Source organism: Novosphingobium sp. 18050, assembly GCF_902706195.1.
GTDB lineage: Bacteria > Pseudomonadota > Alphaproteobacteria > Sphingomonadales > Sphingomonadaceae > Novosphingobium.
The window spans coordinates 37,020-51,292 of the sequence record NZ_CACSJO010000003.1; the positions used below are offsets into that span (position 1 = coordinate 37,020).

General features: G+C 62.9%; 11 protein-coding genes. 7 read left to right on the top strand and 4 right to left on the bottom strand.

Annotated features, from left to right (window positions below; translation table 11 throughout):
* Positions 1-8 precede the first annotated feature (8 nt).
* Both GVL61_RS04445 and GVL61_RS04450 read right to left on the bottom strand, forming a co-directional pair.
* On the bottom strand, positions 9-773 hold the full coding sequence (locus GVL61_RS04445; RefSeq protein ID WP_159977416.1) for an SDR family oxidoreductase: 765 nt from the start codon (positions 771-773) through the stop codon (positions 9-11).
* A 142-nt stretch (positions 774-915) separates the two neighbouring features.
* Positions 916-2,052 (bottom strand): helix-turn-helix transcriptional regulator, encoded by a 1,137-nt coding sequence (locus tag GVL61_RS04450; RefSeq protein ID WP_159977418.1) that lies wholly within the window; start codon positions 2,050-2,052, stop codon positions 916-918.
* A 133-nt stretch (positions 2,053-2,185) separates the two neighbouring features.
* Here GVL61_RS04450 and GVL61_RS04455 point away from each other — a divergent pair, with 133 nt between their 5' ends.
* The 5 genes from GVL61_RS04455 to GVL61_RS04475 all read left to right on the top strand — a co-directional run bounded on the left by GVL61_RS04455 (position 2,186) and on the right by GVL61_RS04475 (position 9,003).
* On the top strand, positions 2,186-3,304 hold the full coding sequence (locus GVL61_RS04455; protein WP_159977420.1) for an LLM class flavin-dependent oxidoreductase: 1,119 nt from the start codon (positions 2,186-2,188) through the stop codon (positions 3,302-3,304).
* A 5-nt stretch (positions 3,305-3,309) separates the two neighbouring features.
* Positions 3,310-4,488, top strand: coding sequence for a sulfotransferase (locus GVL61_RS04460; RefSeq protein ID WP_159977422.1), 1,179 nt, complete (start codon positions 3,310-3,312; stop codon positions 4,486-4,488).
* Positions 4,488-5,273, top strand: a complete 786-nt coding sequence (locus GVL61_RS04465; protein ID WP_159977424.1) for a sugar phosphate isomerase/epimerase — start codon at positions 4,488-4,490, stop codon at positions 5,271-5,273. Before GVL61_RS04460 ends, GVL61_RS04465 begins: the two co-directional genes overlap by 1 nt.
* Positions 5,274-5,275: 2 nt before the next feature.
* Positions 5,276-6,508, top strand: coding sequence for a hypothetical protein (locus tag GVL61_RS04470; protein WP_159977426.1), 1,233 nt, complete (start codon positions 5,276-5,278; stop codon positions 6,506-6,508).
* A 269-nt stretch (positions 6,509-6,777) separates the two neighbouring features.
* The gene (locus tag GVL61_RS04475) at positions 6,778-9,003 is read left to right on the top strand and encodes a tetratricopeptide repeat protein (RefSeq protein WP_159977428.1); all 2,226 of its coding nucleotides are present in this window, start codon (positions 6,778-6,780) and stop codon (positions 9,001-9,003) included.
* Between the two features lie 18 nt (positions 9,004-9,021).
* Here the strand turns inward: GVL61_RS04475 and GVL61_RS04480 are convergent, their stop codons facing one another.
* Together GVL61_RS04480 and GVL61_RS04485 are read right to left on the bottom strand one after the other, a co-directional pair.
* Positions 9,022-9,837 carry a class I mannose-6-phosphate isomerase gene (locus tag GVL61_RS04480; RefSeq protein ID WP_159977430.1) on the bottom strand — a complete coding sequence of 272 codons (816 nt, stop codon included), beginning with the start codon at positions 9,835-9,837 and terminating at the stop codon, positions 9,022-9,024.
* Between the two features lie 25 nt (positions 9,838-9,862).
* Positions 9,863-10,906 (bottom strand): mannose-1-phosphate guanylyltransferase, encoded by a 1,044-nt coding sequence (locus GVL61_RS04485; RefSeq protein ID WP_159977432.1) that lies wholly within the window; start codon positions 10,904-10,906, stop codon positions 9,863-9,865.
* A gap of 692 nt (positions 10,907-11,598) precedes the next feature.
* Between GVL61_RS04485 and GVL61_RS04490 the strand changes: the two genes are divergently transcribed.
* The gene (locus GVL61_RS04490; RefSeq protein WP_159977434.1) at positions 11,599-12,765 is read left to right on the top strand and encodes a nucleotide sugar dehydrogenase; all 1,167 of its coding nucleotides are present in this window, start codon (positions 11,599-11,601) and stop codon (positions 12,763-12,765) included.
* A 185-nt stretch (positions 12,766-12,950) separates the two neighbouring features.
* Positions 12,951-14,249, top strand: coding sequence for an O-antigen ligase (locus GVL61_RS04495; RefSeq protein ID WP_159977436.1), 1,299 nt, complete (start codon positions 12,951-12,953; stop codon positions 14,247-14,249).
* Positions 14,250-14,273 lie beyond the last annotated feature (24 nt).

Below are 14,273 nucleotides of genomic sequence, written 5' to 3' on the forward strand. Positions count from 1 at the left end.
GTTCGTGCTCAGGCGGACGTATCGATCGTCGGCCTGACGGTGATCTCCGAGATGTTGGTGCGGCGCGGCATCGAGAGGATGAAGACGATTGCCTCACCGATGTCGCGCGGCTTTACGGCGCCTTCCTTGCCGACGTGCGCCTTGATCGCGGTCCGCCAGTTCGGGTCGACAATGTTGTCCGCCACTTCGGTCTCGGTAGCGCCTGGCATCAGCGTGGTGACGCGGATGTTTTTGCCGCCCAGTTCCTGACGGATACCGTCGGTAAAGGAATTGGCGGCATGCTTGCTGGCCGAATAGGCACTGGTCATCGGTCCACCCTTGCGGCCCGCAAGCGAGGAGATGGTGATGATATCGCCCTCGCCTTTAGCCAGCATGTGCGGCACGGCTGCCGCGCACGTGTAGACCGTACCCATGAGGTTGATGTCGATGACGCGGCGGTAAAGGTCGGTGTCGCAGTTCTCGATACCCCCCGCCTGCATCACCCCGGCAGAATTGATCAGGATGTCGATCGCACCAAGCGCGGTGACGGTTTCCTCGACCGCGCGCTTTGCGTCATCCTCGATCATCATGTCGCCGGGGATCGCCAGGGCCTTGCCGCCAGCAGCCTCGATCTTGGCGACCAGACCAGCCAGCCTGTCGGCCCGCCGGGCGGACAGTGCCACGCTGGCGCCAGCTTCCGCCAGGCACAGAGCCGCAGCTTCGCCGATGCCGGACGAGGCCCCGGTGACGAGTGCGACTTTTCCGGCAAGCGGCCCATGATTCGGCGACGTCATCTCCAGCACTCTCCCGCATTTTATCTCAGCCCTTGCGGCCCGATCGTATGCATTTGCTGACAACGCCGAGGTGGATAGTCAATAAATATTGCTGAACACCTGTTCTAATCGCTCCAGCGAGGCGCCTCGATGTATCCGATCCTCATGCGATCACCAGGACACTGCGGTGGATGAAGCGCACGAGATCCGCCTGTCCACGCGCGCCGGTCTTGGCGTATATCCGCTTCGAATAAGTGCGCGCCGATTCCACCGTCAGGCCCAGTTCGGGCGCGGCTTCGCTGATCGACATCCCCCGGCTGAGCGCCAGCGCCAGCCGTGCCTCGCTGGGCGCAAGGTCGAATAGCTGCGCCAGTTGTTCACAGCGGTCGGCGGAAGACCAATTGTCGGCATGCAGGTAGCACACGATCGCGGGCGCGGCCTGGGTCGTGCCCATGCGCTGGCCCGAGGGCACCAGCAGCAGGTCGAGCCACGGCTCACGCGTCAGGACCAGCGCCCGCGGACGGGCCTGCGGATTTTCGGCGAGTTCGCGGATAGCTGCAAGCAGCTGTCGCCGCAGCGCCGGATCACGGGCGGTCAGCCGCCCGTCCTTGCCGCGTGCAATCCGGCCTCCGCCGACCTGCGCGCCATCACGTAACATCTCTCCACCAAGATGATCGGCGTCGAGCACTCGTCCTTCCGCATCAAGGGTCAGCCAGCCGAAGTTGAGGCGGCGCACCGCCTCGCGGGCAACGGCAGCAGTCATGCGCTCGCGCTCCAGCGCCACGAAACTGCCGAGCGCAGGGCGCATGTAGGGAGCAAGGCTTTCGAGCAGCGTGTCGACTTCTTCGGGAAATTCGCCCTCGCGGCGGGTCACCGTGATCCAGCCGCTCAGCCCCCCGCTTTCGGCGAAGCGTATCATGCGCAGGTGGTTCATCCCCGAGGGCACGAGCAACTGCGACAGATAGGCGTCATGAGCCGGCTGACCGAACTGCAGCAATTCGCCCAGCCGGTAGGCCCGCCCCTCGATCATGTCGTGATAGGGCATCGGATCGCGCAAGTAGAGATTCTCGCGGTAATGGCGGGTAACCGGCGGCGGTGAGGGCTGGCCGGAGTAGAGGTGAATCACCCGCGCCTCCGGGGTTCCCAGCGGCAGCGGCCGGAACACGAGACTGGCATAGTCACCCGCGACGGCCAAGCGCAGCGCGTCGAGGAAACCCCGCCAGGGCGGCTCCTCCGTCATGCCTGCTATCAGCGGCACGATCAGCGACGCATGCGCCGCGCCCAAGCCTTCTCCCATCATCGCTTCCGATCCCCAAATGGGAATTTTCTTATGCCGATCCCTGGACCACCAAACGGTCACGAACAACGAGGCCGGCACGGCGCGGGGACAAGCATCACCCCGGCGATACGCCCGCACGCGAGAGGAAAGCCCAATGAACGTGCAGCCCGCCGCCTTCCTGCGTACGACCCTGCCACTGGGGATCGACATGGTCGGCGACTACGATACGGGGCGCTACCACTCGATCTGGTTGCCCGACCACATGGTGAGCTTCTGGCCCGATTCGATCTGGACACCCGAATTCACCGATCTCGCGAAAACCTCGCCCAGCCCTCACCGCCACCTCGACGGCATGGCGGTGAGCGCGGCCGCCGCCGTGCTCACCCGGAATACCCCGCTCGCCACCACCGTAGTAGACACCGTGCGCCGCCACCCTTCACTGCTGGCCCAAAGCGCATTGACGATCAGCCACTTGTCGAAGGGCCGGTTCATTCTCGGCCTTGGCTCCGGGGAGTTGGAGAACACCGTCCCCTACGGCTTCGACTTCTCCAGGCCGGTCGGCCGCCTTGAGGAGGCGATCAAGGTCATCAAGCTTCTGTGGCACGCGGATGGACCCGTCGATTTTACCGGCGAGTTCTTCCACCTCGAACACGCGCGCATGGACACCGAGCTTTTCGAGGGAAAGGCGCCGCCGATCTGGCTCGGCGCAGCGGGGCCTCGCATGCTGGGCATTACGGGCCGTGAGGCGGATGGCTGGTGGCCGGCAGGATCGTGGACCCCGGACGATTATGCCGCAAAGCTGAAGGTGATCCTTGAAGCCGGCGATGCGGCAGGCCGCGACATGAGCCACTTCGTCCCTGCCCTGACGCAGATATGCCTGATCGGTGAGCCGGACGAGATCGACGAAATGCTGCGCGCGCCGATGGTCAAGTCGATCATCCTCATGCTGACCGCAAAGGACCTTGCCCAGTTCGGATACCAGCACCCGATGGGGCCAGACTGGCGGGGCATCATGGACTTCGATCCGGTGAAACTCAGCCGGGAGGCAATGCTGAAATTCTGCGAGGAGATGGACCCGCAAGCGATCCGCGACATCCTGCCGACCGGCACACCGAAGGAGGTCGCGCTCAAGATCAAGGGTTTCGCCGATGCCGGCATGCGGGTCTACAAGCTGATGGAATATGGCGCGATGGGCGGGATCAAATTCTCCGCAAGCTCGGCCGCGAAAGTGCGCGAAACCGAGGACGAAATCCAGAAGCTGGTGGGAGGCTGAGCGCCATGATCGCCGCATTGGACGCACAGCGGATGCTGCAGGACGCCGTGACGGAAACGGGTCTGTCGGACTGGGCCGACGACGGCTTTCCCGAACGCTTCGCTCTGGCGGCCGCCCACATCAACACGATCCCGATGGATGCAGCGGGAAGGCAGGCGGCGAAGGACAATATCCACTGGCTGCTTACCGACCGGCTGAGGTTCTTTCAGGACCGCAACGACTTTCCCCTCTCCGAAGAGCAGATCGAGCGGCCGATGTTCGCCAGCGGCGAGCCGCGTTCGGGCACTACGCTGATGCACGCGCTGATGTCGGTGGACCCGGATGCCAGAGCGCTGCGCTTTGCCGAAGTCATGCATCCTTCCCCCCCGCCCGGAAGCGTCGAGGGAACAGACCCGCGCTATGCCCGGGCCGACGCGGAATGGCGCGAGATCAACACGAAAATGGCCAAGTGGCTGCACTGCCACCCCTACAACGACATGCTGGGAAGCGGCCTCCCGGAGGACGAGCGCACCTGGGCCTTCGACTTCCGCGTCATGACCCCGACCGCCTGGTGGCGCGTGCCGATGCAGAACCTCTCCATGGGCCTGCCCACCGACCCGGCCGCGCAATACCGCATCCACAAGGCCATGCTCCAGGCGTTCCAATACGGGCGCGAAAAGAAATACTGGGTCCTGAAGGGGTTCCACACGGCCCGGCTTGAAGCGTTCTTCGATGCCTATCCCGATGCGACGCTGGTCTGGCTGCACCGCGATCCGGTGATGGTCGCAGCCAGTTCGACGATGATGATGTCAGACATCATGGAGGGTATCGTCGGCCCCATCGACCTCGTGAAAGAGGCGCAGATGCACCTGGAACGCGTGCGCTGGTCGATCGGTAATACGATGAGCGGGTCGCTCGTCGATGACCCGCGCATTCACCACGTCCTCTACTCCGATTTCGTCGCGGACCCGATCGGCACGGTCCGGGGCTACTATGCCTTTGCAGGGCGAGAGTTTACTGCTCAGGCGGAGGCTGCGATGCGCGCCTATCTCGCTGCCAACCGGGGAGACCGGCATGGCAAGTTCCAGTATTCGACGCAGGTTCTCATCGACGCTGGCTATGACATCGAGGCGCTGAACACCGAATTCGCGCCCTTCCGCGCGCGGTTCGGCGTGCCGATCGAAGTACGCGGCTCGAAGCCGTGATGCACCCCCGCGTCAACCTCCATCAGGTCGCATTTGCCGCGGAACCTACCGCAGCGTTCCTCGCATTCTGTGACGAGATCGGCGTGCAGCACTGCACCCTCGCCACACCTCTGCTGCAAAAGGAGGCGGCAGGAGGGTTCGATGTCCGAGTTGGCTGCATCAACCATCCTTTCGCACTCCACCCCGACATCGAACGGGACACCGGCGCGGCCGCCGAAGGCCTGATGCGCGCCATCGACATCGCCGCAGACCTGGGCGCCCCGTCCATCTACCTGCTCACCGGCGGACGCGGCTCGCTATCGTGGGGGCAGGCGGCGACCCGTTTCGCTCACCTGATCGCACCGTGCCGCGATGCTGCGGGGGCAGCGGGGATTGCGCTGCTGGTCGAGAATGCATCCCCCTTCAACGCCGACATCCACATGGCCCACACCCTGCCCGACGCGGCGCGGCTCGCGGCGATAGCCGGAATCGGCGTGTGCATCGACCTCCACGCCTGCTGGACCGAAGGTGCCCTTCACGAAAACCTTGCCGCCGCCATGCCGCTGACGGGTCTGGTGCAGGTCAGCGATTACGTGCTGGGTGACCGTTCCGCTCCCTGCCGTGCGGTGCCCGGCGACGGCGCTATACCCCTGGAGGCGATCCTGCGCGTCGTACTCGAGCTTGGCTATAAGGGTCTGTTCGACCTCGAACTGGTCGGTCCCCGCATTGATGCAGAAGGCGCGCGCACTGCCTGCACCCGCGCTGCGCAGGTCCTTTCCGACCTTCTCGGCAAACTGGGAGCCTGACGATGGCCTACGGCGACAGTCCAGACGACGGCGCGCTGCGGCAGGCGTGGGAGCGGTTCTGCGATGACCTGAAAGCGGCCGGCATGAACGCCTTCAAAGATGCGAACCCCGCCAATCCGCTCCAGCGCGCCGATGCTTTCCGTTTCCTCACGCAGAACCTCGGGCAGGCCTTCGACCTCGCTCTGGAAACCAGAGAGCCCGCGTTTCCGCAAATCCATGCCTTCACTACCCCGACAATGAAGCTGGGCGGCGATGTCGCCGACTTCACCTATCGCCAGGCCTGGATCGACGGAAAACACGCCTATCGCCTGACCGGCCGCAAAGGCACGGCGCGCTGGCTCAACGTCACAGTGCAGGGAGAGCGCCCGGCGACGATCCCCGGCACCGACTGGCCTTCCCTGCACGAACCCTTCGGCGACATTCCCGAATGCAACATGCTGGGGCATCAGATCGAAACCGATTCCACCGGGTATTTCGAGCTGTTCATCGGCGGCGTTCCGCGCCAACGGAACTGGCTCCCCACCACGCCCGCCAGCCGAAAGCTGTTCATCCGCGAAGCTTTCGACGGCTGGGACGAGACGCCCACCAGCTTCACCATCGAGTGCCTGGACATGGATGCCCCCCGTCCGCTGCCCGTCCCTGCGCGCATCATAGAGGCGATGGACTGGGCCGGCGCGTTCGTCACCGGCCTGATGCGCGACTGGCCCGAACATGCGTGGGCGACCTCACGCGGGGTCTGCGATCCCCGCGCGCTCAACACCTTTCCCGGCGAAGTCGCCAACGATGTGTCGGATACCAAACGCGGGCGCATGGCTGCCCACATGGTCTGGAAACTGGAACCCGACGAAGCATTGATCGTCGAAATGGACAACCACCCCGGCTTCTGGATCTTCGGCCTGGGCGGGGCGCTCATGGGCTCGATGGACTTCCTCCACCGCCCGGTCAGCTACACCCCATCCCGCACCAGCGTAGACGGCGACGGCGTGGTTCGCCTTGTCCTCTCCCACGACGACCCGGGCGTGCATAACTGGCTCGATACGCAGGGGTTCGCCCAAGGCAACCTCACCTATCGCAACCTCCTGACCCAGGATGCGGCGGCCTTCCGCACAATTCTGGTGAAGCGCGAAAGGCTGATGGACCACCTTCCCACCGACACCGGCATGACCACGCCAGAAGAGCGCACCGCAATGCTGCGCGAACGCTACCGTGCCATCAAGCGCCGCTACGGGATTTGATCCGCCCTGACGAACCGGTTCCATCCGCCTACGGGGCTATACCGAACGCTTCGTTGGTTCTCGGCACGGTCGACCTCATTGACGGCGGCATGGTCGCGGCGCTTTCCATAAGTTTGTGCTACGCACCGCTGTTTCGCCGGGCGAGGCTCCGCCCCAGCAAGTCCTCCCCGCCGCTCGCTCAAACCGCATAAGGAGTTTCCCTCAGCACCTCGCTCACCCGCTCTGCACCCTGTTTGGCTATCCGCAACGAGGTCGAAGCGGAGACGGGCATGAACGGACTGGAAGGCCTGCTGATCAAGGCCAGGAGCTTTGCGAAGCGCGGCGACGCACCGGCCGCGCGCGCACTCTACCACGAAGTGCTGGACCGTTACCCCCGCAACGCCCGCGCCATCGCTGCCCTCAAGGTTCTGGACGAGCCGGGCGACACTCCCGCGCAGCTTGCCTTCGACCGCATGGTCGCGGCTTTCAACGCTGGCCGCATGGACGAAGCGGCGGCGTGCGGGCAGGCTCTCTCGAAGCAGCACCCCCACGCACACGGCGTCCACAATCTGCTGGGCGCCGCTTTGCTGGAACTGGGTAACCACGCCGAGGCGGAAACCGCCTTTCGCCGCGCCGTCGCCGCCGATCCGCAGGGCTATGCGGGCTACAACAACCTCGCCATCGCGCTGCGCCGTCAAGGGCGAATGGACGAAGCCGAGGCTGTCTACCGCGAGGTCATTTCCCGCGCCCCCGGTTATGCCGACGCACCCTACAACCTTGCCAACCTGCTGGAACAGACAGGGCGTCTGGACGAGGCGGCGCAATGGCTGGAGGCGGCGGTCACCAGTGATCCCGGCCATGTCGAGGCACACTACAACCTTGGCAACATACGGGCGCGGCAGGGATACCGCGATGAAGCGATCGCCTGCTTTGCCGTCGCCGCCACATTGAAATCAGGCCACACCGACGCGCACAACAATATGGGCGCCCAGCTTCTTGCCGCCCAGCGCGCCGACGACGCCATCGCTGCATTCGACCGCGCGCTCGTCGCCGATCCGAGCAACGGCCAGGCCCTCGTCAATCGCGGCAAGGCGCTGGTACTCAAGGGTGAGCGCCTTGCCGCGATCACCGCCTTCCGCGCCGCTTTGGCTCTCGACCCGCAGAACAAGTCAGCCCTGCTCCAGGCCCTGTTCGAGGAAGCGCACATTTGCGACTGGCACGCGCGTCACGAATATGCCCTGACCGAAGGACCGGATGCCGCCGTCGTCCAGCCCTTCGCCTCGCTTCCCTTCATAGACGACCCCGCACATCAACTTCGCCGCTCGCAGACCTGCGCGGCAAAGATGTTCCCGGATATCCCCACAAGCCTGCCCGCCCCCGCTCCTTCGCCGGATGGCCGCATCCGCATCGGCTATTTCTCCGCCGACTTTCACGATCACGCAACGATGCACCTGATGGCCGGCTTCTTCCGCTCCCACGACCGCGCACGCTTCGAGGTCCGTCTCTACAGCTACGGCCCGCAGCGCGAGAATGACGCGGCCCGCGTCGCTGTGCGCCAACAGGCAGACGCCTTCGTAGAGATCGGTCCGATGCGCGACGAGGACGTGGTCGCACTCGCCCGCGCCGACGCTCTCGACATCGCGGTCGATCTCAAAGGCTATACGCTGGGCACCCGCACCCGCCTTTTCGGCCATCGCCTCGCGCCGGTACAGGTCAGCTGGATGGGCTACCCCGGCACGCTGGGCCATCCGGCAATGGACTACTTCATTGCCGACCATGTGACTGTGCCCAAGGGCGCGGAGGCCTTCTTCAGCGAGAAAATCGTCCGACTTGCTCACTGCTATCAAGCCAATGACGATACCCGCAAAATTGTCGCTGATACGCAGGGCCGCACCGGGTGGGGCCTGCCGGAAAAGGGCTTCGTCTTCGCCAGCTTCAACCAGAGCTACAAGATCTCCCCCGCCGAATGGGACATCTGGATGGGCCTGCTCCATGATACCGAGGGCAGCGTCCTATGGCTGCTCGACACCGGCCCCCACGCCCGTCGAAACCTTTGTCATGAGGCCCAGATACGCGGCATCGCTTCATCCCGGCTGATCTTCGCCGCCCCCCTCCCCCACGCAGAACACCTCGGCCGGCTGAAACACGCCGATCTCTTCCTCGACACGTTCGCGGTCAATGCCCACACAACGGCGAGTGACGCACTTTGGGCAGGCTTGCCGGTGCTGACACTGGCCGGGCGCCAATTTGCCGCGCGCGTGGCGGCGAGCCTTGTCCGGGCAGTGGGCCTTCCTGAACTGGCGGTGGAGAGCGAGGCGGACTATACCACTATGGCACGCGCTCTGGCCCGTGACGCAGACCGCTTGGGGAGCTTGCGCGCGCGTTTGGCGGAAAACCTCCGATCCTGTCCTTTATTCGATACCGCCGGCTACACGCGCAAAGTCGAAGCTGCCTTCACCCGAATGCATCGACGGCGGCAGGACGGATTGGCACCAGAGGATTTCGATGTGCAGTGAACTGCCGCCGTATAGCGGTCAGCCGGCACAGCCTCTGGCGAGCAGACAGATGCCGTTATCCGCAAAGTGCACATCGGCAAGGCTGGTTGCCAGCACGCAGCCGCCCGGCGCGATGGCCTCGCCGCCGACTTCGACCTCGCCCTCTCGCGGGATCACCAGCAGCGCCCCCGGATAGCGCGCGGCGATGTCCGGTGAAGGCGTGCCTGCGACCTGATCGAGCAGGAACAGCGGGCCGTCCACCAATTGCTGCGAACTGTGCGGCGCAACGGTCTTGTGCCAGCGATCCCGCGCGTACCGCTCACCCTTCGACACCGCCACACCGTCCTCCAGATGCAGTTCGCGCGGGCGGCCGTAGTCATAGAGACGGTAGGTGATGTCGCTGTTCTGCTGCACCTCGATCAGCCCCACCCCCGCGCCGATGGCGTGGACAGTGTTGGCCGGGATGTAGAAGAAATCGCCCGGCGCAACCGCGTGCCAGGTCAGCAGGTGCTCGATCGAGCCATCGAGCGCAGCGGCGCGCATCGCCGCTTCATCAAGATCGGCGTCGAAGCCGATGCCCAGCCTTGCCCCCGGCTCGGCGGCGATGATCAGCCAGCACTCTTCCTTGCCCTGACGCCCGATGCCTTTGGCGATCGTCTGCGCATCGGACGGGTGGACCTGCACCGACAGCGCTTCGCTGGTGAAGATGTACTTCACCAGCAGATCCGGCAGGGCGGCGGGCGGCTCGAACCAGATCTCACCGATGCGGATGCCTTCGGGCGCAGTGAAAGGCGCAGGCAGCACGTCCTTGCCCCAGGGTTTCTCGACCTGGCGGATCGGCAGCGCCGCGCTCACGGCAGAAAAATCCCGGGACAAAAATTCACTGGTTCACAGCTCCCGACAGCTTGCCGACCTTCTGCACGCCCGCGACAGTGGTGATCATGATGTCATCGCCGTCGACGACGACGATGACATCCTCCAGCCCGATCACCGAAACGCGCGGACCGTCGCTGTCGACCAGCACATTACGGCAGTCGACCAGTTCCGTCACGCCTGCGCCGCGCACCGAATTGCCGCTCTCGTCGGCCGCCAACGCCTCGTAGAGGGCGTGCCAGTTGCCGATGTCCGACCAGTTCATATCCGCCGGCACCATCGCGGCGCGAGCCGTATTTTCCATCACCGCGTAATCGACCGAATCGCTCGGCACGGCAGCAAAGGTATCTGCATCGGGATGGAAGCGCCGGCCGTCCTCGCTCCCCCTGCCGACCGCTTCGGCCACACCGGCGGCGATCTGCGGGCGGTGGGCCTCCAGTTCGGCCAGGAAGTCCTTGACCCGAAATGCGAAGATGCCGCCGTTCCAGGCATAGATACCCTCGGCGAGGAAGGCCTTCGCGCGTTCGAGGTCCGGCTTCTCGACGAACTGCGCGGTACGAAAGGCCTTGTCGGAAATCGCCTCGCCGCGCTTGAGGTAGCCGAAGCCGGTCTCGGGCGCGGTCGCCTCGATGCCGAACGAAACCAGCCAGCCTTCTTCCGCCAGATCGGCCGCTGCGCAGGCGGCGACGGCAAAGGCACCGGCATTGCCGATGTGGTGGTCGCTGGGGCAGACCAGCATCACCGCGTCCTCGGGCAGGCGGCAGGCGGCCAGCGCGATAGCAGCGGCGGTATTGCGCGCGGAAGGCTCGACGATGACCTGCGCGCCCTCGACATTACCAAGCTGCGCTTCGACATGGGCAAGATGCTGGCGTCCGGTCACCACCACCGGCGGCGCAAAGCCGCCAGAAGCAGGGCACCGTGCCAATGCCGCCTCAAACAGTGTATTCTCCCCAACCAGAGGCAGGAACGGCTTGGGCATCGAGGCTCGGCTGCGCGGCCAGAGCCGCGTGCCGCTGCCTCCGCAAAGAATGACAGGAACGATGGTGGGCATGAAGGATTTCGCTCGTCAGGTGACGCTTGAGATGCCCACGGTCATAACCCCTGCTTGCTGCGATGCAACGTTACACAACTCAAAAATATAGACCAAGATGCTCATAGATCGATACTCTTCTTATGCTGGCCTTCTGAAACAAAACGAAAACATATATCATCATTTCGCTTCGACCATATCGACGACCAATGCCGACGGCCCCAGGTCCGGGATCTTTCGATGCATCCAAAGCGAAGTGGCCCTCCCCAGCAAGAGGTAACGCGCGTGTTTCGCTAGCCCAAATCGACTTCCAAATGCGGAATATCTGATCACCCCCTCACTAACGAGCATTCCACAATATCAGCATAGTCGGAATCATAAAACGCAACAAAATCACACCAAAGCCAAAACAATCCACCCTCAGTTAACTAACCCCCTCGACGCCTAAATATTGCCACCTTCACACCAACCATAAATTTGAAGATGGTACTAATCAGAAGGAACGCTCAGACTACCCCATTCCCTGATTACGCGGGCACAGCACGCGCTCGTCACCTCCGTATAAATGCGTTGACTGGTCGTGCTGCGATGCGGGATAGGGGCCGCTTCGGGAAACATGTGCCGGGCGCCAAGCGCTCAAAAGTCGATGCTTTCCCACTCCGCGTCGCCATCGATACGGCGGCTTCAACAACGTCTTTTGCGAGTATTCCTGCATGAAGATTGCGGTTTTCGGCCTCGGCTACGTTGGGCTTTCCAACGCTGCGCTTCTGGCTCAGAACAACGAAGTCCTCGCGGTCGATATCACGGCTGAGCGGGTGGAGATGCTGAACGCGCGCAAGTCACCTATCGTCGACGCCGAACTCGAGGAGTTTCTCGCCAGCAAGCCTCTCAACCTTACCGCCACCCTGGACGCCCAGACCGCGCTTGCAGATGCAGACTACGTCATCGTAGCCACTCCAACGAATTACGATGTTGACACCAACAAGTTCGATACGTCCTCGGTCGAGGCCGTAATCCAGGCAGCGGTAGCCGCCAACAGCGAAGCCACGATCGTCGTCAAGTCGACCATCCCGGTAGGCTTCGTCGACGAGGCGCGTGCGCGCTACAAGACCGACCAGATCATCTTCAGCCCCGAGTTCCTGCGCGAGGGCAAGGCGCTTTACGACAACCTCCACCCCTCACGCATCATCGTGGGCGAACAGTCGGAACGAGCCCGCATCTTTGCTGATCTGCTGCTACAAGGCGCGGTGAAGAAAGATGTCGAAATCCTTTTCACGGACGCGCGCGAAGCCGAGGCCATCAAGCTGTTCGCCAACACCTTCCTCGCCATGCGCGTCGCGTTCTTCAATGAACTGGACAGCTACGCGATTGCTGGCGACATGGACACGCGCCAGATCATCAACGGCATCGGCCTCGATCCGCGCATCGGCTCGCACTACAACAACCCCAGCTTCGGCTACGGCGGCTATTGCCTGCCCAAGGACACCAAGCAGTTGCTCGCCAACTACTCGGAAGTGCCCCAGAACCTGATCCGCGCGATCGTCGACGCGAACCGCACGCGCAAGGATTTCCTTGCCGATCAGATCATCGCCAGGAAGCCACGAAAGGTCGGCGTCTTTCGCCTCGTGATGAAGGCCGGATCGGACAATTTCCGCCAGTCCTCGATCCAGGGCATTATGAAGCGAATCAAGGCCAAGGGCATAGAGGTTGTCATCTACGAACCCGCAATGACAGAAGCGGAATTCTACGGATCGAAGGTCATGCGCGACCTCGACGCCTTCAAGCAGGAATGCGACGTAATCCTAGCAAACCGCATGACCGCCGCCGTCGAGGACGTGAAGGAGAAAGTGTTCACGCGGGACCTGTTCGGCTCGGATTGAGGCTGACTTGCTGATGGAGACCGTCGCATCACATTGATAGTCAGCTCCGTCCGCGATGCCGCATATCGGCGTGCAACCGGGCGCATCGGTATTGCAGGACCCTGCTATTTAGCCCTAACGGACGAAGCCCTGCCCGACGAGGGCCTAAAGCCGCAATCCACGGGGATCGCAAAATGGACACAAGGATGAGACAGCCTGCCCCGTGGAGGCCCGCACACCGGCGAGCCATCGGCCTGCCGGGGCTATTTGCCGTCCTGCAGGTGTTCTCGCTGCTTGCGGTCGCTTTAAATGGCATTGACATCAACACAGGCAGCGTAACGCTCAATTTCGAACGTATCCTGCTTTTCCCCGTCGCGATCTGCCTAACCTTGGCGCTGTTCCTGCCAGGCGTTCTGCGCTTCACGCTACCGGCGGGGTTGTACCTGGCCTGGGTCGTCAGCGTCGTAATCGCGACGCTGCTCTCGTCCTCTCCCGTGGCGCACTTCAACGGGTTCCTCATCACCGTGGCGCCTTATTTCTATTTCCTGCTTTTCAGCCAGAAATCGTTCAGTCACGGCAGCATGGGCAAAGTGATCGAAACGTTTCTCTGGTTCCTGGCAACCGGCAGCGTGATCGCCTTTTCGATCTGGCTAACGACAGGAACCCTGGAATGGATGATCGACAGAGGTCGCATCAATTTCACAATGGCCGAACCCAACATTCTGGGAGCGACGCTGGCGACCTTGATGGTGATGCACCTGCATTTCTTCCGTCCAGGCTTCCGCCACTATGCGCTGCATGCAATCTCGTTGCTGGCGCTGGTGCTTACCCAGTCGAAAACACCGTATGGCGCCTACTTCGTTAGCGTAACTTATTACTTGGTAAGGTCAGGTGCCCTGCGCCGCCCGGCACCATTCTTCCTGCTCCTCTTCGGCGGCATAATGGGCTTTTTGGTTCTCGTGGTGTTTTCGAACACCATCACAGATCTCTATGCCTCGCACTTACAGCGTCAGGATGCGATTAATAACCGCATGTACTCATTGTACTATGGCTGGGAGCATTTTCTGATGCGCCCAATTTTCGGCAACGGTCCGCTGGACTTTTCTTTTGCCAGCCACAGCATTCTGGCACAGATGGGGACCGACGATACGCGAAACCTGTGGATCTGGCAAATATGGGTTGCCCTCCTACATGACGAAGGCGCTGTCGGCTTCATCTGTTTCGTAGCCTTCCTGATCATGAACTGGCTCCGCGCCGGACGAATGATCAACAGGGGTCAGCGCCAGTTCATCGGATATCAGGCAGGCATGATTTCCCTTCTCGTCGCATCGCAGGCGACTACGCTGCACCTTTCAGCCCTGTTTGGCATTACCATGGGTCTGGTCAATTCCCCGGCGCTCAACCTCGCTCCGTCGAAGATCCGTCCTATAAAGAAGCCGGCACGCGCAAGTCGATATCTCCCGCGTAACTCCCTTGGCCAACCGGTGCGCGGAGGCATTACCTGATCTGCGCGCCCGCAGTCGCGCACC